23 protein-coding genes are annotated in these 20555 nt (G+C 40.5%); 19 read left to right on the top strand and 4 right to left on the bottom strand.

What is annotated here, in order from left to right; all coding sequences use genetic code 11:
• Positions 1–31: 31 nt before the first annotated feature.
• The gene (locus tag BLS46_RS07230) at positions 32–577 is read left to right on the top strand and encodes a GNAT family N-acetyltransferase (protein WP_093586623.1); all 546 of its coding nucleotides are present in this window, start codon (positions 32–34) and stop codon (positions 575–577) included.
• A gap of 59 nt (positions 578–636) precedes the next feature.
• On the opposite strand, the gene BLS46_RS07235 is transcribed toward BLS46_RS07230, so the two are convergent.
• From BLS46_RS07235 to BLS46_RS07250, 4 genes are read right to left on the bottom strand one after another with little or no spacing between them, the layout of a single operon-like run.
• Positions 637–1092: an 8-oxo-dGTP diphosphatase gene (locus BLS46_RS07235; RefSeq protein WP_093586625.1), complete on the bottom strand. Its 456-nt coding sequence runs from the start codon at positions 1090–1092 to the stop codon at positions 637–639.
• Between the two features lie 10 nt (positions 1093–1102).
• Complete coding sequence (locus BLS46_RS07240) at positions 1103–1624, bottom strand: DUF1697 domain-containing protein (RefSeq protein ID WP_093586627.1); 522 nt, start codon at positions 1622–1624, stop codon at positions 1103–1105.
• A gap of 13 nt (positions 1625–1637) precedes the next feature.
• Positions 1638–2819: an aminoacetone oxidase gene (locus BLS46_RS07245; RefSeq protein ID WP_093586657.1), complete on the bottom strand. Its 1182-nt coding sequence runs from the start codon at positions 2817–2819 to the stop codon at positions 1638–1640.
• 57 nt (positions 2820–2876) lie between these two features.
• On the bottom strand, positions 2877–3722 hold the full coding sequence (locus tag BLS46_RS07250; protein WP_093586629.1) for a DegV family protein: 846 nt from the start codon (positions 3720–3722) through the stop codon (positions 2877–2879).
• 124 nt (positions 3723–3846) lie between these two features.
• Between BLS46_RS07250 and BLS46_RS07255 the strand changes: the two genes are divergently transcribed.
• The 18 genes from BLS46_RS07255 (at position 3847) to ftsX (ending at position 20382) form a co-directional block, all read left to right on the top strand.
• On the top strand, positions 3847–4404 hold the full coding sequence (locus BLS46_RS07255) for a TetR/AcrR family transcriptional regulator (RefSeq protein WP_093586631.1): 558 nt from the start codon (positions 3847–3849) through the stop codon (positions 4402–4404).
• 18 nt (positions 4405–4422) lie between these two features.
• The gene (locus BLS46_RS07260) at positions 4423–4890 is read left to right on the top strand and encodes a deoxycytidylate deaminase (protein ID WP_000136990.1); all 468 of its coding nucleotides are present in this window, start codon (positions 4423–4425) and stop codon (positions 4888–4890) included.
• An 88-nt stretch (positions 4891–4978) separates the two neighbouring features.
• Positions 4979–5608 (top strand): uracil phosphoribosyltransferase, encoded by a 630-nt coding sequence (gene upp, locus BLS46_RS07265; RefSeq protein ID WP_084926127.1) that lies wholly within the window; start codon positions 4979–4981, stop codon positions 5606–5608.
• A gap of 178 nt (positions 5609–5786) precedes the next feature.
• A complete protein-coding gene (gene clpP / locus BLS46_RS07270; RefSeq protein WP_000613467.1) occupies positions 5787–6377 on the top strand; it encodes an ATP-dependent Clp protease proteolytic subunit ClpP in 591 nt (196 codons plus the stop codon).
• A gap of 79 nt (positions 6378–6456) precedes the next feature.
• Complete coding sequence (locus BLS46_RS07275) at positions 6457–6726, top strand: YlbG family protein (protein ID WP_093586633.1); 270 nt, start codon at positions 6457–6459, stop codon at positions 6724–6726.
• An 87-nt stretch (positions 6727–6813) separates the two neighbouring features.
• Positions 6814–7974, top strand: a complete 1161-nt coding sequence (locus BLS46_RS07280; protein ID WP_000726138.1) for an ABC transporter substrate-binding protein — start codon at positions 6814–6816, stop codon at positions 7972–7974.
• Between the two features lie 119 nt (positions 7975–8093).
• Positions 8094–8963, top strand: a complete 870-nt coding sequence (locus BLS46_RS07285; protein ID WP_000941418.1) for a branched-chain amino acid ABC transporter permease — start codon at positions 8094–8096, stop codon at positions 8961–8963.
• 3 nt (positions 8964–8966) lie between these two features.
• The gene (locus BLS46_RS07290) at positions 8967–9923 is read left to right on the top strand and encodes a branched-chain amino acid ABC transporter permease (RefSeq protein ID WP_000856261.1); all 957 of its coding nucleotides are present in this window, start codon (positions 8967–8969) and stop codon (positions 9921–9923) included.
• Positions 9923–10687 (top strand): ABC transporter ATP-binding protein, encoded by a 765-nt coding sequence (locus BLS46_RS07295; protein WP_001186011.1) that lies wholly within the window; start codon positions 9923–9925, stop codon positions 10685–10687. The genes BLS46_RS07290 and BLS46_RS07295 overlap by 1 nt, the downstream gene beginning before the upstream one ends.
• The gene (locus BLS46_RS07300) at positions 10687–11397 is read left to right on the top strand and encodes an ABC transporter ATP-binding protein (RefSeq protein ID WP_000062210.1); all 711 of its coding nucleotides are present in this window, start codon (positions 10687–10689) and stop codon (positions 11395–11397) included. The genes BLS46_RS07295 and BLS46_RS07300 overlap by 1 nt, the downstream gene beginning before the upstream one ends.
• Positions 11398–11801: 404 nt before the next feature.
• Positions 11802–13580, top strand: a complete 1779-nt coding sequence (locus BLS46_RS07305) for a phosphotransferase (protein WP_093586635.1) — start codon at positions 11802–11804, stop codon at positions 13578–13580.
• A 1-nt stretch (position 13581) separates the two neighbouring features.
• Positions 13582–13767 carry a hypothetical protein gene (locus BLS46_RS07310; RefSeq protein WP_093586637.1) on the top strand — a complete coding sequence of 62 codons (186 nt, stop codon included), beginning with the start codon at positions 13582–13584 and terminating at the stop codon, positions 13765–13767.
• A gap of 1 nt (position 13768) precedes the next feature.
• Positions 13769–15196 carry a cytosine permease gene (locus BLS46_RS07315; RefSeq protein WP_093586639.1) on the top strand — a complete coding sequence of 476 codons (1428 nt, stop codon included), beginning with the start codon at positions 13769–13771 and terminating at the stop codon, positions 15194–15196.
• A gap of 132 nt (positions 15197–15328) precedes the next feature.
• Positions 15329–16756, top strand: coding sequence for a cytosine permease (locus BLS46_RS07320; RefSeq protein WP_093586641.1), 1428 nt, complete (start codon positions 15329–15331; stop codon positions 16754–16756).
• A 132-nt stretch (positions 16757–16888) separates the two neighbouring features.
• Entirely contained in the window at positions 16889–17545 is a 657-nt protein-coding gene (locus tag BLS46_RS07325) for a CBS domain-containing protein (protein ID WP_000268640.1), read from the top strand.
• Between the two features lie 111 nt (positions 17546–17656).
• A protein-coding gene (gene prfB / locus BLS46_RS07335; protein ID WP_125838340.1) for a peptide chain release factor 2 occupies positions 17657–18752 on the top strand; the annotation gives its coding sequence in 2 pieces (ribosomal slippage) (positions 17657–17728 and positions 17730–18752; 1095 coding nt in all).
• Positions 18753–18770: 18 nt separating this feature from the next.
• Positions 18771–19463 carry a cell division ATP-binding protein FtsE gene (gene ftsE / locus BLS46_RS07340; RefSeq protein ID WP_000022257.1) on the top strand — a complete coding sequence of 231 codons (693 nt, stop codon included), beginning with the start codon at positions 18771–18773 and terminating at the stop codon, positions 19461–19463.
• On the top strand, positions 19456–20382 hold the full coding sequence (gene ftsX / locus BLS46_RS07345) for a permease-like cell division protein FtsX (protein ID WP_093586643.1): 927 nt from the start codon (positions 19456–19458) through the stop codon (positions 20380–20382). Before ftsE ends, ftsX begins: the two co-directional genes overlap by 8 nt.
• Positions 20383–20555: the final 173 nt, after the last annotated feature.

Here is a 20555-nt window from a genome sequence, read left to right on the forward strand (position 1 = left end):
GAGCCTTAAGCTTAGAAAGCGAGGTAACATTATGAAAGCAATCGGTACGCAAATGTTACAGACAGAACGTTTGATTTTAAGAAGATTTGTGGAGAATGATGCGGAAGCCATGTTTCAAAATTGGGCTTCATCTGCTGAGAATCTGACCTATGTCACCTGGGATCCTCATCCGAATGTTGACGTGACTCGAAACTCGATTCGCAATTGGGTCGCCTCTTATGACAATCCTAACTATTATAAATGGGCGATTTGTCTCAAAGAAAAACCAGAGCAAGTGATAGGAGATATCAGCATCGTTGAGGTGAATGAGCCCGATTTTAGTTGTGAAATTGGCTATATTTTAGGTAAAACCTATTGGGGCCGTGGTATGATGACAGAGGCCTTGAAAGCTGTGTTAGACTTCTGTTTTACTCAAGCAGGATTTCAAAAAGTTAAAGCACGTTATGCCAGTCTTAACCCAGCTTCAGGCCGTGTGATGGAGAAGGCTGGAATGTCCTATCTAAAAACTATTGCCAATGGTGTGGAGAGAAAAGACTACGTTGCGGACCTTATTTATTGCCAGATTAAAAAGAACTAAGAAATGACCTGAGCTTCAAAATCTAACTTTTGAAGCTCAGGTCATTTTCTTCTGCTCTTTTATTTTAACTCATAAAGCCAGTCGTTGCCGTCTTTATAGTAAAAGAATTCACTGAGATCTTCTTCTAGAAACACACGAAGCATATCAGACATATCATCGGTTGCAAGTTTTAGATGAGATAGATTGTCAAAATCCTCCCACCAGACTTTCCCTTCGTCTGAAGATTGGAGTTCACCAGTAAAGTGTTCTGTCTTGTAAAAAAGGACAACATACCGATAATCCTCGTCGTCGTACCAGTCTTTGATACCACAAAGTTGAGGTTTGGATATGGTTAGTCCAGTTTCTTCCTTGACTTCTCTGATAACTGCATCGGTAAAAGATTCCCCACGCTCTACATGACCACCAGGAAAAGTGATTCCAGGCCAGTCAGGGCTCACTCGGTCTTGGACAAGAACCTTGTTTCCGTTTTTAATCATGCACATGTTGACAAATTCGACTAATTCTCGTCTGTTCATATTGTTTTTCCTATTTTGTTAGTAACTTTTCCACGACGTTTAACTTTCGCATGGTTAAATCCACGCCAAAAAGTTTTTCAAGATAGTTGGTATTGAGCTTTTTTCGTTTTGCAGTTCTAGGGAGATAGAGGTAGAGACAGTGATCGCCTACACAAATTTCTTCCTCACCGTAGTCAGCTTTCAATTTTTTTAGTGGCAGACTTTGGATAAATCCCTGATAAAGAATCACATGTACACGATCATGAAGATAGTCATCTTTAAATGGATTCTCATGAACAATCTTTTCAAGATCGTTCTTATTCTTGATAACCATTTTTAAGTCGGCTCCAATTTTTTCCTTTATCAGAGTATGAACGCGTTCTCGTATTTCTTCTAAATCTAAGTCACTTTCAAGAATGATATTCCCACTTTGAATATAGGTTCGAACGTGTTGAAACCCAGTTTCTGTCAAAATATCTACCAAATAAGACATTTTCGGGATAGCATTTTTTCCATTAGGAGTAACACCTCTTAGTAAAATAATATGTTCCAAAGGACTTCCTTTCTTATTTGGTACTTATTGGATTTGAGCCTGCCACCCAGCCGGTACAGAGGGCAGAAGTGATATTAAAGCCACCCGTGTGGGCATTGATATCCAGTACCTCGCCAGCAAAGTGGAGGCCAGGTACCAGCTTACTTTCAAGGGTTTTAGGGTTGATTTCCTTAAGACTGACGCCTCCTTTGGTGACAAAGGACTTAGCCAATGACATTTTACCAGAGACAGGAATTTTGAGAGCCTTGATAGATTGGGAAATCTGGTCCCGTTCTTTTTCAGTTAGCTGTTTGACTTTTTCAGGAAATCCTTGTACAAAAAACTCAGCCAAACGTTCTGGTAACAAGGTTTTTAAAGCATTTTTCAAGGATTTTTCCCGATTTTCTTCTAGAAATGCCAACAAGTCGCTCTCAGAAAGTTGAGGTAAAACATCGAGTGAGAGAACCTCTCCACCTTTTACAAAGCTAGACATGCGTAGGGCAGCAGGTCCTGACAAACCAAAGTGGGTAAAGAGCAGGTCGTGGGTGATGACATGCTTGCCATAACTTAAGGTTACATCATCTAGGGAAATTCCCTGCAAGGCCTTATGCGGAAAATCTGTTAACAAAGGACTTTCAGCAGCCTCAAGCTCGGTAATGGTGTGCTTAAAATGACGGGCAATCTCGTGACCAAATCCGGTCGAACCTGTAGAAGGATAAGATTTACCACCTGTTGTGACTATGAGTTTATCACAAGTGAAGGTCTGTTCCGCGGACTTCAGGACAAACTGGTCGTCTACCTTTTTAACCGAAACAATCTCTGTTTGAGTAGCGACTTGACCACCGAGTTCAGTGATTTTCTTTTCTAAGGCCTCGATAATGGTCCGAGACTTGTCACTGGCAGGAAAGACGCGTCCGTGGTCCTCGACCTTAAGTTTGACTCCATTTTCCGTAAAAAAGTTGACGATATCATGGTTATCAAACTGGGAAAAGACACTGTATAGAAAGCGTCCATTTCCAGGGATGCCAGCTAGTAGGTCATCTAGACTTCCGTTGTTAGTTACATTGCAACGTCCCCCGCCCGTTCCAGCTAATTTTTTGCCAAGTTTCCGATTTTTTTCGATGAGAAGAGTTTTCTGACCATAAAAGCTACTGGAAATGGTAGCCATCATGCCAGCAGGTCCACCACCGATGACTATAGTATCAAAATGTTTCATAGCTCTATTGTACCACAAAAAACAAGAGATGCTTGGCATCTCTTGTGGCTCATAATCTTAGTTAATTTCATACCCCATCAACAAACCGCCATCTTCTGCATAAAAACTACAGAGGCCAGATGTTGGAACGATTTTGATATTGGCTTGTGGGAATGTTTCCAGCAAGCGTTCTGACAATTGCTGACAGAATTTTTCATTGCTGCGATGAGCCATGACGATACGACCACCAGCATAGCCAGCCTTGATGAGTTCTTCATAGGCTGCTTGAAGGGACTTTTTAGCACCACGAGCTTTTTGAAGAAGCTCTAGGGTTCCAGTTTCACTTGCTTCCCCAACCATACGGATGTTGAGAAGACCAACGACTGTACCGATAAGCTTGCTTAAACGGCCATTTTTTACCAAGTTATCAACTTTAGCGAGGACAAAGAGCAATTTTGTTTTTTCTTGGTAGGCTGTGATAGCTTCAACAATTTTCTCATGAGAAAGTCCTTGGTCAATCAAGTCATTGATTTTTTCGACAATCAAATCAACTTCCCCACCTGCAGATAAACTATCAATCACATGAATCTGAGTGTCAGGGTGTTCTTCAAGGTAGATATTTTTAGCGAGTTGTGCACTATTATGACTACCTGAAAGAGTACCAGTGATAGTAACGACAAAAATATGTTTGGCACCTTCAAATGCACGCAAGTAATCATCAGGGCTAGGGCAAGCTGATTTTGAAGCCTCAGAAGTCGCATACATGGTTTTCATCATGTGGTCAATGTCGAGATTGGCATCATCAATAAAGACCTGATCAGCTACTTGAATGGTTAAAGGAACACTAACAAATTCAGTATCAATAGCAGGAGTTGCCAGTTGACGATAATCACAACCAGAGTCAGCTACAATCTTCCAAGTCATAGAAATTCTCCATCTTTGTCACTTATACATTGACAAAGGTTCTGTCTTTTTTTACAATTATATCATGAAAGCCCTTGAAACAAAAGTATCACCTCTCTGTTGTCACAAGTAGAAAGAAATTGTTATGTCTGAACGCAAAATATCTGAAAAATCTCTTGAAAATCTCAGAAAATCAAATCAAGAATCCAATTTCTTGACCAGAGAAGCGATTGAGACTGCTCTTTTGCAACTTTTAGAAAAAAAAGACTTGGCTAAGATTAGTATTTCAGAGTTGGTCAAGCGGGCGGGTGTCTCACGCGCTGCCTTCTATCGCAATTATGATTCTAAAGAAGCAATTTTAGAAAGTGTTTTTAAACGCAGTGTTCATAATATCATGGAACAATTGAGCCACTACGATGTCAGAACAGACCTTTATCTAGTCTGGGTTCACCTTTTTCGAGCAGCCAAGAAAGAAGCCAAGGTTATCCAACTTGCTCTGGACTACCACTTGGAAAAGATTTTCGTCCAAGCCATGCAGGAATTTCTGGAAAAATACCACGGAAAATCAAAAGGCGTCAGCAGCTACCTTCATTCCTTTTGGAGTTCTGCCATCGTATCGGTTCTGCTCAAATGGATCAAGGATGGCATGAAGGTTCCAGCTGAAAAGATTGCAGATTTACGCTTGCCATTTTTCAAAAAATAGAGGACAAGGAGAAGACTTATGACAGAAAAAAGACTGGCTTGGGATGAGTACTTTGCAGCCCAGGCCTTACTGATTGCTAATCGTTCCACTTGTAAACGCGCCAAAGTAGGAGCTGTCCTAGTTAAGGACAATAAGGTCATTTCAACAGGCTACAATGGTTCCGTATCAGGAACGGAGCACTGTATTGACCACGAATGTTTGGTCATTGAAGGACACTGTGTTCGAACCCTTCACGCGGAGGTCAACGCCATCTTGCAAGGGGCTGAACGAGGGGTTCCAAGAGGATTTACAGCCTATGTGACCCATTTCCCTTGTCTGAACTGCACCAAACAACTGCTACAAGTTGGTTGCAAGCGCGTGGTTTATATCAACCAGTACCGAATGGATGACTATGCCCAGTACCTTTATCATGAAAAAGGCACTGAATTAACCCATTTACCATTAGAGACTGTTCAGACAGCTCTTCAAGAGGCAGATTTGATTTAAAAATTAATAAAAATAAATGGTTTAGAAAGCTTTTTAAACCGTTTTTTGATATAATAAGAAGAATAAATTGAAAGAAGGAATTCAGAAAATGGGAAAACTTGAAGTCATTAATCATCCACTTATTCAACACAAGTTGTCAATCTTGCGTCGTACAGACACTTCTACAAAAGCTTTTCGTGAGCTAGTAGATGAGATTGCAATGTTGATGGGATATGAAGTACTTCGTGATCTTCCACTTGAAGATGTGGAAATCGAAACACCTATCACAAAGACCGTTCAAAAACAATTGGCTGGTAAAAAATTGGCGATTGTCCCAATCTTGCGTGCAGGTATCGGGATGGTAGATGGCCTCTTGAGCTTGGTTCCAGCAGCAAAAGTTGGACATATCGGTATGTACCGTGATGAAGAAACCCTTCAACCAGTTGAATACTTGGTGAAATTGCCTGAAGATATTGACCAACGTCAAATCTTTGTAGTGGATCCAATGTTGGCAACAGGTGGCTCAGCAATCTTGGCTGTTGACTCCCTTAAAAAACGTGGGGCATCAAACATCAAGTTTGTCTGTCTGGTAGCTGCTCCAGAAGGAGTGAAAGCTCTTCAAGCAGCTCACCCAGATGTCGAAATCTTTACAGCAGCTCTGGACGAACACTTGAATGAACATGGCTATATTGTTCCAGGTCTCGGAGATGCTGGAGACCGCTTGTTCGGTACGAAATAAGACTCAGATAGAGTCTTAAAGATGAAATTGGAGGATGTTTCTAATTTCGCGAGGAGGTTGAATTTTTGATTCTGTCGATAGTATAGAGCAAAAATTTGACCTTTTTTGACCAAAAAGATATAATAGTTCTGTATTGAGTCGCATGACTAAGAAAATTCAACATTAAAAGGAGAAATGAATGATTCCTGTAGTTATTGAACAAACAAGCCGTGGAGAACGTTCCTATGACATTTACTCTCGTCTTCTGAAAGACCGCATCATCATGCTAACTGGGCCAGTCGAAGATAATATGGCCAACTCAGTTATTGCCCAGTTGCTCTTCTTGGATGCTCAAGACAGCACAAAAGATATTTACCTTTATGTCAACACACCTGGAGGTTCTGTTTCGGCTGGTTTGGCAATCGTTGATACCATGAACTTTATCAAGGCAGATGTCCAAACCATCGTGATGGGGATGGCTGCATCTATGGGGACTGTTATTGCATCAAGTGGAGCAAAAGGCAAACGCTTCATGCTTCCAAATGCAGAGTACATGATTCACCAACCAATGGGTGGTACAGGTGGTGGTACCCAACAAACAGATATGGCAATCGCTGCAGAACACTTGCTCAAAACTCGTAAGACTTTGGAGCAAATCCTTGCAGATAACTCAGGTAAATCAGTTGAGCAAATTCACGCGGATGCTGAACGTGATTACTGGATGAGTGCCCAAGAAACGCTCGAATATGGCTTCATTGATGAAATCATGGCTAACAATTCTTTGAGCTAAGCAACCTAGAAAGCAAACTCGACGGAGTTTGCTTTTTTTGATATAATTAGGAGAAGATTTCTTAGAAAGAGGATTCACCATGTTTGAAAAGGTCAATCGTTCAGGATTAATCATCTATCTTTACTATAATCGAGATGCAAAAAAACTTCAGGAATACGGTGACATCTGTTACCATTCTAAGAAGCATCGTTACTTGCAGCTCTATGTTCCAACTGAGGAGCTAGATGACTTAGTTGAGAGATTAGGTAAGGAAAGATTTATCAAAAAAATAAGACGTTGCCACATTCAAGAGTTAGAAACTCCCTTTGTTGGCAATCTCTATCGCACCGAGGAAAACGTTATCATTTAAAAAATGAGATAAATGTGTTGACAATTTTCTGATAATTCGGTATATTCTTAACATACTATTTTTGAAACAACTATAAGGAGATTAAAAATGAAGAAAAAATTTGCCCTATCTTTTGTGGCTCTTGCTAGCGTAGCTCTTCTCGCTGCCTGTGGAGAGGTCAAGTCAGGAGCGTCAAATACAACTGGTAACCCAGTAGACGAAAAGACTATCAAAATCGGTTTTAACTTTGAAGAAACAGGTGCTGTAGCTGCCTATGGTACTTCTGAACAAAAAGGTGCTCAACTTGCTGTTGATGAAATCAACGCTGCTGGTGGTATCGACGGAAAACAAATCGAAGTTGTAGACAAAGACAACAAATCTGAAACTGCTGAGGCTGCCTCTGTTACAACTAACCTAGTGACCCAATCAAAAGTCACAGCTATCGTAGGACCTGCGACATCTGGTGCAACTGCTGCAGCTGTAGCCAACGCTACTCAAGCAGGGGTTCCATTGATTTCACCAAGTGCGACTCAAGACGGTTTGACCAAAGGTCAAGAATATCTATTTATCGGAACTTTCCAAGATAGCTTCCAAGGGAAGATTATTTCTAACTATGTGACAAACAAATTGAATGCTAAGAAGGTTGTTCTTTATACGGACAATGCTAGTGACTATGCTAAAGGTATTGCTAAATCTTTCCGCGAAGCCTACAAAGGTGAAATTGTTGCAGACGAAACTTTCGTAGCAGGGGATACAGACTTCCAAGCAGCCCTTACTAAAATGAAAGGGAAAGAGTTTGACGCTATCGTTGTTCCAGGTTACTACACAGAAGCAGGTAAAATCGTAAACCAAGCGCGTGGTATGGGAATTGATAAACCTATCGTTGGTGGTGACGGCTTTAACGGTGAAGAATTTGTTCAACAAGCAACTGCTGAAAGAGCATCAAACATTTACTTCATCTCAGGATTCTCAACTACAGTTGATGTTTCTGCTAAAGCTAAAGCTTTCCTTGAAGCCTACCGAGCAAAATACAATGAAGAACCTTCAACATTCTCAGCTTTGGCCTATGACTCAGTTTATCTAGTAGCCAATGCTGCAAAAGGTGCTAAAAACTCAGGTGAAATCAAGGACAACCTTGCTAAAACCAAAGACTTTGATGGTGTGACTGGTCAAACGAGCTTTGATGCAGATCACAACACAGTGAAAACGGCTTACATGATGACCATGAATAATGGTAAAGTGGAAGCAGCAGAAGTTGTAAAACCATAACATTAGAATAGTAGTTGAAATAGGGAATGAGCCTTTGACTCACTCCCTGTTTCGATGTTTATGAACTTGTGAAAATTGAGAAATTTTCTAAAAAATAACGATAGAAAAGAGTGAATGCTATGCTCCAACAACTTGTGAATGGTTTAATTCTGGGTAGTGTTTATGCACTTTTGGCCCTGGGTTACACCATGGTTTATGGAATTATCAAACTCATCAACTTCGCCCACGGTGATATCTATATGATGGGAGCCTTTATTGGTTACTTTTTGATTAATTCTTTCCAAATGAATTTCTTTTTAGCTTTGATTATTTCAATGGTAGGAACCGCACTGCTTGGTGTTGTGATTGAATTTCTTGCCTACCGTCCTTTGCGACACTCTACACGTATTGCTGTATTGATTACTGCCATCGGAGTGTCTTTCCTACTGGAATACGGGATGGTTTACTTGGTCGGTGCCAATACTCGCGCCTTTCCTCAAGCCATTCAAACAGTTCGCTATGATTTGGGACCAATCAGCTTGACAAACGTCCAGTTAATGATTTTAGCAGTTTCCTTACTCCTGATGATTTTATTGCAAGTGATTGTTCAAAAAACAAAAATGGGGAAAGCCATGCGTGCTGTATCAGTTGATAGTGACGCGGCGCAATTGATGGGAATTAATGTAAATCGTACTATCAGCTTTACATTTGCCTTGGGTTCAGCCCTTGCTGGAGCGGCAGGTGTTCTCATTGCCCTTTACTACAACTCTCTTGAACCGTTGATGGGCGTGACTCCAGGTCTAAAATCATTCGTTGCGGCCGTTCTTGGTGGTATCGGGATTATTCCTGGTGCAGCTCTAGGGGGATTTGTGATTGGCTTGTTGGAAACTTTTGCAACTGCCTTTGGTATGTCTGATTTCCGTGATGCCATCGTATATGGAATCTTACTTCTGATTCTGATTGTTCGTCCTGCAGGTATCCTTGGTAAGAATGTGAAAGAGAAGGTGTAAACAATGAAGACAAATCTTAAAGTAAATATTCTCTGGTTATTCCTTCTGTTAGCGGGTTATGGATTGATTAGCGTATTGGTTTCTGCTGGTGTTCTCAATCTATTCCATGTTCAAATTTTAGAACAAATTGGGATTAATATCATCCTTGCAGTAGGTTTGAACCTAATCGTTGGTTTTTCAGGACAATTCTCACTCGGTCATGCAGGTTTTATGGCGATTGGGGCTTATGCAGCAGCGATTATTGGTTCAAAATCACCAACCTATGGTGCCTTCTTTGGAGCAATGGTCTTGGGCGCTTTGATTTCTGGTGCAGTTGCTTTGCTCGTTGGGATTCCAACACTCCGTTTGAAGGGTGACTACCTGGCTGTTGCGACACTAGGTGTTTCAGAAATTATTCGTATCTTTATCATTAATGGTGGTAGTTTGACCAACGGTGCTGCTGGTATCTTGGGTATTCCAAACTTTACCAACTGGCAGATGGTTTATCTATTTGTAATTATCACAACTATTGCAACCCTCAACTTCTTACGTAGTCCAATTGGACGCTCTACTCTATCTGTTCGTGAGGATGAGATTGCTGCAGAGTCTGTTGGGGTAAACACTACAAAGATCAAGATTATCGCTTTTGTCTTTGGAGCCATTACAGCAAGTATTGCTGGTTCACTTCAGGCTGGTTTTATCGGTTCTGTTGTGCCAAAAGATTACACTTTTATTAATTCCATCAACGTGTTGATTATCGTTGTATTTGGTGGACTTGGATCTATTACTGGTACCATCGTTTCAGCGATTGTTTTGGGAATTTTAAATATGCTCCTTCAAGATGTGGCTAGCGTACGTATGATCATCTACGCTTTGGCTCTTGTATTGGTGATGATCTTCAGACCAGGCGGACTTCTTGGGACATGGGAATTGAGTCTATCACGTTTCTTTAAAAAATCTAAGAAGGAGGGACAAAACTAATGGCATTACTTGAAGTTAAACAGTTAACCAAACATTTTGGCGGTCTAACAGCTGTTGGAGATGTCACTCTTGAATTGAACGAGGGAGAATTGGTTGGTTTGATTGGACCAAACGGGGCTGGTAAAACGACCCTTTTCAATCTCTTGACCGGTGTTTATGAACCAAGCGAAGGTACTGTGACACTAGATGGTCACCTCCTAAATGGGAAAACTCCCTACAAGATTGCTTCACTTGGACTCAGTCGTACTTTCCAAAATATTCGTTTGTTCAAGGATCTGACAGTTTTAGACAATGTTCTCATCGCTTTTGGAAATCATCATAAACAACATGTCCTCGCTAGCTTTCTACGCTTACCTGCTTTCTATAAGAATGAGGAAGAATTAAAAAGCAAAGCTTTGGACTTGCTTAAAATCTTTGATTTGGATGGCGATGCAGATACACTTGCTAAAAATCTGGCCTATGGTCAACAACGTCGATTGGAAATCGTTCGTGCTCTGGCAACTGAACCTAAGATCCTCTTTTTGGATGAACCTGCAGCTGGGATGAATCCACAAGAAACAGCTGAATTGACAGAATTGATCCGTCGTATCAAAGACGAATTTAAAATTACCATCATGCTCATCGAACACGATATGAACTTGGTTATGGAAGTTACTGAGCGTATCTATGTTCTTGAATATGGTCGTTTGATTGCTCATGGGACTCCGGATGAGATCAAGAACAACAAACGCGTTATCGAAGCTTATCTAGGAGGTGAAGCCTAATGTCTATGTTAAAAGTTGAAAACCTCTCTGTGCATTACGGTATGATCCAAGCAGTTCGTGATGTAAGTTTCGAGGTTAATGAAGGTGAAGTTGTTTCCTTGATTGGTGCCAATGGTGCTGGTAAAACAACCATTCTTCGTACCCTTTCAGGTTTGGTTCGTCCAAGTGCTGGTAAAATTCAGTTTTTAGGAAAAGAAATTCAAAAGATGCCAGCGCAAAAAATCGTGGCAGGCGGCCTTTCACAAGTTCCTGAAGGACGCCATGTTTTTCCAGGATTGACTGTTATGGAAAACTTAGAAATGGGAGCCTTTTTAAAGAAAAATCGTGAAGAAAATCAAGCTAACTTGAAAAAAGTTTTCTCACGTTTCCCTCGTCTGGAAGAACGCAAAAACCAAGATGCGGCAACTCTTTCAGGTGGTGAACAGCAGATGCTGGCTATGGGACGCGCGCTCATGTCAACACCTAAGCTCCTTCTCTTGGATGAGCCGTCAATGGGACTTGCCCCGATCTTTATCCAAGAAATTTTTGATATCATCCAAGATATTCAGAAGCAAGGAACAACAGTTCTCCTAATTGAACAGAACGCTAACAAGGCCCTTGCTATCTCTGACCGAGGTTATGTACTTGAAACAGGAAAGATTGTCCTATCAGGAACAGGAAAAGAACTCGCAGCATCAGATGAAGTCAGAAAAGCATATCTAGGTGGCTAAAAAGGTCTGGGGGACCTTTTTAGTCGGCAGATAAGGATTACGTAAGTAATCATCCGATCCATTGGATTGTTTTAGTCGGTGGATGAGAGTTGCGGAAGCAATTCCCCTATAGTCCGGGGGGCCTTTTTAGTCGTCCGATAAGGATTGCTCAAGCAATTCTCCTCTAGTCCGAGGGACCTTTTTAGTCGTCCGATAAGGATTATGTTAGTAATCATCCAATCTATTGGATTGTTTTGTAGATGAATTTGAAGAGCTCCAATTTGGGGCTTTTTCTTCGTTTGGTCACTATTTTGATGGACCTGATTTGAGCACCCATTTTCTTAATATAGAATCTAACTTGACAAAAGCGTGTGTTCATTATATAATAGAATAAATAAAAATATTGAACAAAAGAGGCTGAAGATATGCTATCAGAAAAACAATTTAAACTTTTACGTTTTTTGTTGACTCACAAAGATGAAAACTTTACTCAGAGACAATTGGCTGAACAGTTAGACATCGCTTTGGGGACGGTGAATAATCTTCTCAAGGAATGTAAAGAAGAGAAGTGGATCAGTGAGGAAAATCATTTAACTGACTTAGGTGAGGAGGCTTTAGCTCCGTATCAGGTAAAGAATGCCATTATCATGGCTGCAGGTATGAGTAGCCGCTTTGCTCCTCTGTCTTATGAGCTACCTAAAGGATTGCTTCAAGTTAAAGGTGAGCGTTTGATTGAGAGAGAAATCAAGCAGTTGCAAGAAGCTGGGATAGAGGACATTACAGTTATTGTAGGATATCTGCAAGAAAAAATGTTCTATCTGGCAGAAAAGTTTGGCGTTAAAATCGTTGTAAATAATGATTACTACAAGTACAACAACTGTTCTTCTCTCATGCTAGTCAGAGATCAACTTTCTAACACTTATATTTGCTCTTCGGATAATTATTTTGTAGAAAATCCGTTTGAACGATACATTTACAGAGGTTACTATTCTACAATATTTGCAGAAGGAGACACAGACGAATACTGCTCTAAGGAAGACTCCAATCACACGATTATCGATATTCAAATCGGTGGGACGAATACTTGGGCTATGGTGGGGCACGTTTATTTTGATCGTGCATTTAGTGAAAAGTTTGTAGATATTTTAGAAACTGAATTTAAGCACGAACCATATCGCGAACAGCTCTGGGAAGATTATTATAGTCGTCACGTCAAGGAGCTTCCTTTAGAAGCTCGGCATTATTCAGCAGACATTGTTAAGGAGTTTGATTCACTAGATGAGTTGCGTCAGTTTGATGAACACTATTTGGTGAATACGAATTCGGAAATCATTGATAACATCTGTAAGACATTAGGATGTATAGCTTCAGATATTGTCAATATCAAACCTCTAAAAGATGGTCTAACCAACACTTCGTTTTCATTTGACTGCCTAGGTAAGAAATATGTTTACCGTCATCCAGGTAGAGGAACGGAGAATTATATCGATCGTGCTAGTGAAGCGGCTTCCATGGAAATTGCTGCAAAATTGAAGATTGACCGTACCTTTATTGCCATGAACAAGGATGAGGGCTGGAAAATTTCAGAATTTATCCCTAATGCTAAGCAACTAGATTATGATAATTGGGATGATGTAGCAAAAGCAATGGAGCTCTTGAGACGCTTGCACCAATCTGGAGAAAAAACGGATCATTCTTTTGATCAATTTGAGGGAATTGATGATTTTAGACGAAAATTAAAGGCTAGCAATCGTTTTGAGTTTGATGGACTTGAAGAGTTGGATAAGAATGTCTCAGTTCTCGAGAAGCTTTTACAAGAAGATCAAGCGAAAAAGGTTCTCTGCCACGGAGATTCTTATAGCCCAAATTTCTTGCTGAATGAAGCTGGCGAAATGAGCTTGATTGATTGGGAATATTCTGGTATGGGAGATCCAGCAGGAGATTTAGGAACCTTTATCGGGTGTTCAAATTATACAGTAGAAGAAGCTGAAAAGGTACTTGAAATCTATCTACAAGAAGTTCCAGACAAGAAAACCAAACGTCACTATTTTGCCTATGTATCAGTGACTTCGTATTATTGGTTTTTGTGGGCCCTGTTCCAAGAAAGCGTTGGAAAACCAGTAGGTGAATTTCTTTATATCTGGTATCGTTATACCAAGCAGTATGGAAAACTTGCATTAGATTTATACTTAGAGGAGAATTGAGATGAAACCGACATCTGAAATTGAAGAATTAGTAGCAAATGAAACGAAAAGAAGGCTAGAAGAAATGGAATCACCAAACTATGTGTTTGCTCAGCCCTTTTTAAAAAGTGATTTTACTATAGTCATCGTCTTAGTTCTAATTAACCTTATTCTGATTATCCTAGCCATGACAGGAGGTATTCAATAAAATGTCTAAGATGAATGACTTTATTCAACAGGAGACGATAACGGGAATTGTTCCCATGACCAACAAGGATCGTCAGTATTCTTTCTGGGATCTCTTCCTGTCGACAAGTGGTTTTGCCATTGCAACTTGGTGTTATACCCAAGGAGCTTATGTGGCTCAATATTTGACCTTTAATCAAATGTTGATTAATATTTTTAGTTTTAATATTATTTGGGTCTTTATTGAGTGTCTCCCAATTCTGTTTGCGGTTAAATATGGAATTGATTTGTGGATTTGGTTGAGGGCTGTCCTAGGAAAAAAAGGGGTGGCCTTGCTATCAACCATTATTAGCTTGGCTAACTTTGGCTGGTACGCCGTTGCGGCTAATCTTTTTGCCAATTCTATGATCCACTTGGCAAACAATTTTGGTTTTGGTTTAGACAAGGGAGTATGGGCACCGATTTTAGGTACTCTCTGTGTTCTCCTTGGAACGCTGATTGCCCTTGGAGGTCCAGAAGTGATCAAATGGACCAATCGATTCTTGGTAATCGCCTTGTTGATTGTCGGTCTGATTATCGTTGGAATCTGCTTTGTAGCTGTGCCTATCACTGACATTATGAACATTCAACCAGCTACCCAAGGAGATTTGACGCCCTTGGAACGCTTCATGCTCTCTGGGGAAGGAAATGTTGCTTTTGCCTTCTCTTGGTCTACACAAGCATTGGTTTTACCGCGTTTGGCAAAATCAGAACGCAGTGGTTATTGGGCTACAGCCTTATCATACGGGGTTGTCGCTCCATTCTTCGTTGCGACAGGTGGAGTCATGGCTCTAGCCATGTTTGTCAAAACAGGTGTTTATGAAAGTGATCCAACAACGATGCTGTCAACTCTAAGCACCCCAGCCTTTGCCCTCTTAAGTCTACTACTAGTAGCCTTTGCCAATATTGGAACCCAGGGGACAGGATCGTATGTGAATTGTATGATTGTCAAAAGCGGGATGCCAAAAGTAAGCTATAAACTAATGGTTTGGATTGCTATGGTTTACGTGAGTCTACTCACTATCTGGGGAGGGGTAGAAGAGTACTTCGGTTCCTTCATCTCACTAGCCGCTTATATTCAGGGACCAATTATTGGTATGATCGTTGTTGACTACTTTATCTTAAGAAAACGAAAACTTGATTTGCGTTCAGCTTATTTCCTTGAAGGACACGATGCTTACGAGTTTACCAAAGGATTTAACTTAGTTGGCTTGTCTTGCGTATTTATCTCCTTATTGGTTGCAGTACTATTTGTTTATAACCCTGTGACAGCACAGATTCAAAGCCCAATCTTTTTAATCACAACGGGTAGTGGCTTTACTGCGATTTTTGGTGGTTTATTGTACTGGCTAGCTAGCTTAACTCCGTTAAAACGCTATATGATTAAGGATAGAGATTCTGTTACGATTTAAGGATAAATGAAAGCCTTGATCTATATCTATTTGCTTCCTCTTTTTTGAAAGTTAATTTTACATTAGTAATTGACATGAACTTAGTTAACCTCATTCTGATTATTTTTGCTATGACAGGAGATATTCAATAAAATGTCCAAGATGAATGACTTTATTCAACAGGAGACCATAACGGGAATCGTTCCCATGACCAACAAGGATCGTCAGTATTCTTTCTGGGATCTCTTCTTATCAACAAGTGGTTTTGCCATCGCAACTTGGTGTTATACCCAAGGAGCCTATGTGGCTCAATACTTGACCTTTAATCAAATGTTGATTAATATTTTTAGTTTCAATATTATCTGGGTCTTTATTGAATGTCTCCCAATTTTGTTTGCTGTTAAATATGGAATTGATTTGTGGATTTGGTTGAGAGCCGTTCTAGGTAGAAAAGGGGTGGCTATTCTATCAACCGTGATTAGTCTGGCAAATTTTGGTTGGTATGCCGTTACCGCCAATCTTTTTGCCAGCTCCATGATTCATTTGGCAAATAATTTTGGACTTGGTTTAGACAAGGGAGTATGGGCACCGATTCTAGGCACCCTCTGTGTTCTCCTTGGAACGCTGATTGCTCTTGGGGGTCCAGAAGTGATTAAAGGCACCAATCGCTTTCTAGTGGTAGCCTTGTTATTTGTTGGGCTGATCATCGTTGGGATCTGTTTTGTTGCGGTTCCGATTAGGGATATTATGAATGTCCAACCTGCCATTCAAGAAAATTTGACACCGATTGAACGTTTTATGATGTCAGGGGAAGGAAATGTGGCCGTAGCCTTTTCTTGGTCTACACAAGCCTTTGTCTTGCCACGTTTGGCAAAATCAGAACGCAGTGGCTATTGGGCTACAGCCTTGTCATACGGGGTTGTTGCGCCATTCTTTGCTGCGACAGGTGGAGTGATGGCTTTGGCTATGTTTGTCAAAACAGGTGTCTATGAAAGTGACCCAACAACGATGCTTTCAACGTTGAGCACTCCTGCCTTTGCCCTTTTAAGTTTACTACTGGTAGCTTTTGCTAATATTGGAACTCAGGGTACAGGATCGTACGTGAACTGTATGATTGTAAAAAGCGGGATGCCTAAAGTAAGCTATAAACTAATGGTTTGGATTGCCATGGTTTACGTGAGCCTACTCACCATCTGGGGAGGAGTGGATGAATACTTTGGTTCCTTCATCTCGCTGGCTGCCTATATTCAAGGACCCATTATCGGAATGATCGTTGTTGACTATTTTATCTTAAGAAAACAAAAACTCGATTTGCGTTCAGCCTATTTCCTTGAAGGACATGACGCCTATGAGTTTACCAAAGGATTTAATCTGGTGGGATTATCTTGTGTAATCATTTCCTTGTTAGTTGCAGTACTATTTGTTTACAACCCTATAACAAAGCATATCCAGAGTCCTATGTTCCTGCTCACAACTGGTAGTGGCTTTACTGCGATCTTTGGTGGTCTATTGTACTGGCTAGCTAGCTTAACTTCTTTAAAACGCTATATGATTAAGGATAGAGATTCTGTTACGATTTAAGTTTAAGAGAGAAGGCTATTTCTCTCTTTTTTGTGATTGAATGTTACAAAATCTTGAAAAAGAGATGAAAGCGTTTGATAGTTTTTGTAAGAAAGTGTATAATTATAGTAGCAATAAAGAAGGAGAAGTCTCATGGCAGTTAAAGATTTCATGACCCGTAAGGTAGTTTATATCAGTCCAGATACGACTGTAGCACACGCAGCAGATTTGATGCGCGAGCAAGGTTTGCACCGTTTACCTGTTATCGAAAATGACCAATTAGTTGGTCTGGTAACAGAAGGAACCATTGCGGAAGCCAGTCCATCTAAAGCAACCAGCCTCTCTATCTATGAGATGAATTATCTTCTCAATAAGACTAAAGTTAAAGACGTCATGATTCGCGATGTTATCACAGTGTCAGGTTATGCTAGTTTAGAGGATGCGACTTATCTCATGTTAAAGAATAAAATCGGTATTCTTCCAGTTGTGGACAATCAACAGGTTTATGGTGTGATTACGGATCGTGATGTTTTCCAAGCCTTTTTGGAAATCGCTGGTTATGGAGAAGAAGGGATTCGTGTTCGGTTTATTACGGAAAATGAAGTCGGGGTTTTGGGCAAGATTGTGACCTTGATTGTAGAAGAAAATCTGAATATTTCACACACAGTCAATATTCCGCGCAAGGATGGTAAGGTCGTGATTGAAGTTCAAATTGATGGGATGATTGATTTAACCTTTCTGAAGGAGAAATTTGAAGCGCAAGGTATCCAAGTAGAGGAGATTGCTCGAACCTCTGCTAAAAAGTTATAAATATGGAGGGTGAAAGCCCTCTTTTTTGTATACAATTTGAAATAACAAGCAAAATATGGAAAGAAATGAGAGAATGTGGTATAATGAAACGATGTGAATAAAGGAGTATTTATGGACATTTCAGAAATTCGTCAAAAAATTGACGCAAATCGTGAAAAATTAGCTTCTTTCAGGGGGTCTCTTTGACCTCGAAGGACTAGAGGAAGAGATTGCCATCTTGGAAAACAAGATGACAGAACCTGATTTTTGGAACGATAATATCGCGGCCCAAAAAACGTCGCAAGAATTAAATGAATTAAAAAATACCTACAACACCTTCCGTAAAATGGAGGAGTTGCAGGATGAAGTTGAGATTTTATTGGACTTTTTGGCAGAAGACGAGTCTGTACGTGATGAACTGGTTGAACAGTTGACAGAACTGGATAAGATGATGACCAGCTACGAGATGACGCTTCTCTTGTCAGAACCTTATGACCATAATAATGCGATTTTGGAGATCCATCCAGGATCTGGTGGTACTGAGGCTCAGGACTGGGGTGATATGTTGCTCCGTATGTATACTCGCTATGGAAATGCCAAAGGCTTTAAAGTTGAAGTCTTGGATTACCAAGCTGGTGATGAAGCAGGTATCAAGTCTGTGACCTTGTCCTTTGAAGGTCCAAATGCCTACGGTCTTCTCAAGTCGGAAATGGGTGTTCACCGTTTAGTCCGTATTTCGCCATTTGACTCTGCCAAACGTCGCCATACTTCATTTACATCCGTTGAGGTTATGCCTGAGTTGGATGATACCATCGAAGTGGAGATTCGTGAAGATGATATCAAAATGGATACCTTCCGTTCAGGTGGTGCTGGTGGACAAAACGTCAATAAAGTTTCAACAGGTGTGCGTTTGACACACATTCCTACGGGAACTGTCGTCCAATCAACGGTCGATCGTACCCAGTATGGAAATAGAGATCGTGCTATGAAGATGTTGCAAGCCAAGCTCTATCAAATGGAGCAAGAAAAGAAAGCTGCGGAAGTCGATTCCCTCAAAGGTGAGAAAAAAGAAATCACTTGGGGAAGTCAGATTCGTTCTTATGTCTTCACACCTTATACCATGGTAAAAGACCACCGTACGAGCTTTGAAGTCGCTCAGGTAGATAAGGTCATGGATGGAGATCTTGATGGTTTCATCGACGCCTATCTCAAGTGGCGAATCAGCTAAGAATAGAAAGGAACTCACATGTCAATCATTGAAATGCGAGATGTTGTCAAAAAATACGATAACGGAACGACTGCCCTCCGTGGAGTCTCTCTTAGTATTGAACCAGGAGAATTTGCCTACATCGTAGGACCTTCAGGAGCAGGGAAGTCAACCTTTATTCGAGCTTTATATCGAGAAGTAAAGATTGAAAAAGGGAGCCTAACAGTTGCAGGCTTTAATTTGGTTAAAATCAAGAAGAAAGATATCCCTCTACTCCGCCGCAGTGTTGGGGTAGTCTTCCAAGATTATAAACTCTTGCCAAAGAAAACCGTTTATGAAAATATTGCTTACGCAATGGAAGTTATCGGTGAGAACCGTCGCAATATTAAGAAACGGGTTATGGAAGTCTTGGACTTGGTCGGTTTGAAACACAAGGTTCGTTCTTTCCCTAATGAACTCTCAGGTGGAGAGCAGCAACGGATTGCGATTGCCCGTGCGATTGTGAACAATCCTAAGGTCTTGATTGCCGATGAGCCGACAGGAAACTTGGACCCAGATAATTCTTGGGAAATTATGAATCTGTTGGAACGCATCAATCTCCAAGGTACTACTGTCTTGATGGCGACCCACAATAGCCAGATTGTAAATACCTTGCGCCACCGTGTCATTGCCATTGAAAATGGCCGTGTCGTTCGTGACGAAGCTAAAGGAGAATATGGATACGATGATTAGTAGATTTTTTCGCCATTTATTTGAATCATTAAAAAGTTTAAAACGAAATGGCTGGATGACAGTAGCAGCAGTGAGTTCGGTTATGATTACTTTGACTCTAGTTGCCCTGTTTGCATCCGTAATTTTTAATACAGCGAAACTGGCTACCGATATTGAAAACAACGTTCGTGTCATGGTTTACATTCGTAAGGATGTGGCGGATAATAGTGAAACGATTGAAAAAGAAGGTCAGACAGTTACCAATAATGACTATCACAAGGTTTATGATGCCTTAAAAGCCATGCAAGGTGTTAAGAATGTCACTTTTTCAAGCAAGGAAGAGCAGTATCAAAAATTGACTGAAACGATGGGAGACGATTGGAAGGTCTTTGAAGGAGATGCTAACCCTCTCTATGATGCCTATATCGTTGATACCAATACTCCGAGTGATGTTCCTAAAGTAGCAGAAGAGGCCAAGAAAATTGAAGGGGTATCTGAGGTTCAAGACGGTGGTGCCAACACTCAACGACTTTTCGAACTGGCTTCCTTTATCCGTGTTTGGGGATTAGTTATTGCAGGGCTCTTGATTTTTATTGCAGTCTTCCTGATTTCCAATACCATTCGTATTACCATTATTTCTCGGAGCCGTGAAATTCAAATCATGCGTCTAGTAGGAGCTAAAAATGGCTATATTCGTGGTCCATTCTTGCTAGAAGGTGCCTTTATCGGCTTACTAGGTGCAGCGATTCCTTCAGTCCTTGTATTCTTTGTTTATAATATGGTTTATCAATCTGTCAATAAATCCTTGGTGGGGCAAAACTTGTCAATGATTACACCAGATGTGTTTATCCCTTTGATGACAGTCCTATTGTTTGTGATTGGTATTTTCATTGGGGCAATCGGATCAGGCATTTCAATGCGTCGATTCTTGAAGATCTAGTTGGATATAAATGCAACTTACAGACCAAATCAGAAATAATACAATTTTAAAAGAGAAGTTTTCTTGAGCTTCTCTTTTTTCTTTTAGCGCTTGTATAAAAATTTAAGAAAAACGGAAAATTTTTTTATAAAAGCCTTTACAAAAAAAAATAAAGTGGTATAATTAAATTATAA

The organism is Streptococcus sp. NLAE-zl-C503 (assembly GCF_900104285.1).
In the GTDB taxonomy this organism is placed as follows: domain Bacteria; phylum Bacillota; class Bacilli; order Lactobacillales; family Streptococcaceae; genus Streptococcus.

Coding starts and splice junctions, on each gene's coding strand:
- clpP (WP_000613467.1), top strand. CDS start 5,787: ATGATTCCTGTAGTTATTGAACAAACAAGCCGTGGAGAACGTTCCTAT.
- BLS46_RS07280 (WP_000726138.1), top strand. CDS start 6,814: ATGAAGAAAAAATTTGCCCTATCTTTTGTGGCTCTTGCTAGCGTAGCT.
- BLS46_RS07250 (WP_093586629.1), bottom strand. CDS start 3,722: ATGACTTGGAAGATTGTAGCTGACTCTGGTTGTGATTATCGTCAACTG.
- BLS46_RS07235 (WP_093586625.1), bottom strand. CDS start 1,092: ATGAACAGACGAGAATTAGTCGAATTTGTCAACATGTGCATGATTAAA.
- BLS46_RS07320 (WP_093586641.1), top strand. CDS start 15,329: ATGTCCAAGATGAATGACTTTATTCAACAGGAGACCATAACGGGAATC.
- upp (WP_084926127.1), top strand. CDS start 4,979: ATGGGAAAACTTGAAGTCATTAATCATCCACTTATTCAACACAAGTTG.
- BLS46_RS07255 (WP_093586631.1), top strand. CDS start 3,847: ATGTCTGAACGCAAAATATCTGAAAAATCTCTTGAAAATCTCAGAAAA.
- BLS46_RS07290 (WP_000856261.1), top strand. CDS start 8,967: ATGAAGACAAATCTTAAAGTAAATATTCTCTGGTTATTCCTTCTGTTA.
- ftsE (WP_000022257.1), top strand. CDS start 18,771: ATGTCAATCATTGAAATGCGAGATGTTGTCAAAAAATACGATAACGGA.
- BLS46_RS07295 (WP_001186011.1), top strand. CDS start 9,923: ATGGCATTACTTGAAGTTAAACAGTTAACCAAACATTTTGGCGGTCTA.
- BLS46_RS07305 (WP_093586635.1), top strand. CDS start 11,802: ATGCTATCAGAAAAACAATTTAAACTTTTACGTTTTTTGTTGACTCAC.
- BLS46_RS07285 (WP_000941418.1), top strand. CDS start 8,094: ATGCTCCAACAACTTGTGAATGGTTTAATTCTGGGTAGTGTTTATGCA.
- BLS46_RS07260 (WP_000136990.1), top strand. CDS start 4,423: ATGACAGAAAAAAGACTGGCTTGGGATGAGTACTTTGCAGCCCAGGCC.
- BLS46_RS07310 (WP_093586637.1), top strand. CDS start 13,582: ATGAAACCGACATCTGAAATTGAAGAATTAGTAGCAAATGAAACGAAA.
- BLS46_RS07315 (WP_093586639.1), top strand. CDS start 13,769: ATGTCTAAGATGAATGACTTTATTCAACAGGAGACGATAACGGGAATT.
- BLS46_RS07325 (WP_000268640.1), top strand. CDS start 16,889: ATGGCAGTTAAAGATTTCATGACCCGTAAGGTAGTTTATATCAGTCCA.
- BLS46_RS07275 (WP_093586633.1), top strand. CDS start 6,457: ATGTTTGAAAAGGTCAATCGTTCAGGATTAATCATCTATCTTTACTAT.
- BLS46_RS07230 (WP_093586623.1), top strand. CDS start 32: ATGAAAGCAATCGGTACGCAAATGTTACAGACAGAACGTTTGATTTTA.
- BLS46_RS07245 (WP_093586657.1), bottom strand. CDS start 2,819: ATGAAACATTTTGATACTATAGTCATCGGTGGTGGACCTGCTGGCATG.
- ftsX (WP_093586643.1), top strand. CDS start 19,456: ATGATTAGTAGATTTTTTCGCCATTTATTTGAATCATTAAAAAGTTTA.
- BLS46_RS07300 (WP_000062210.1), top strand. CDS start 10,687: ATGTCTATGTTAAAAGTTGAAAACCTCTCTGTGCATTACGGTATGATC.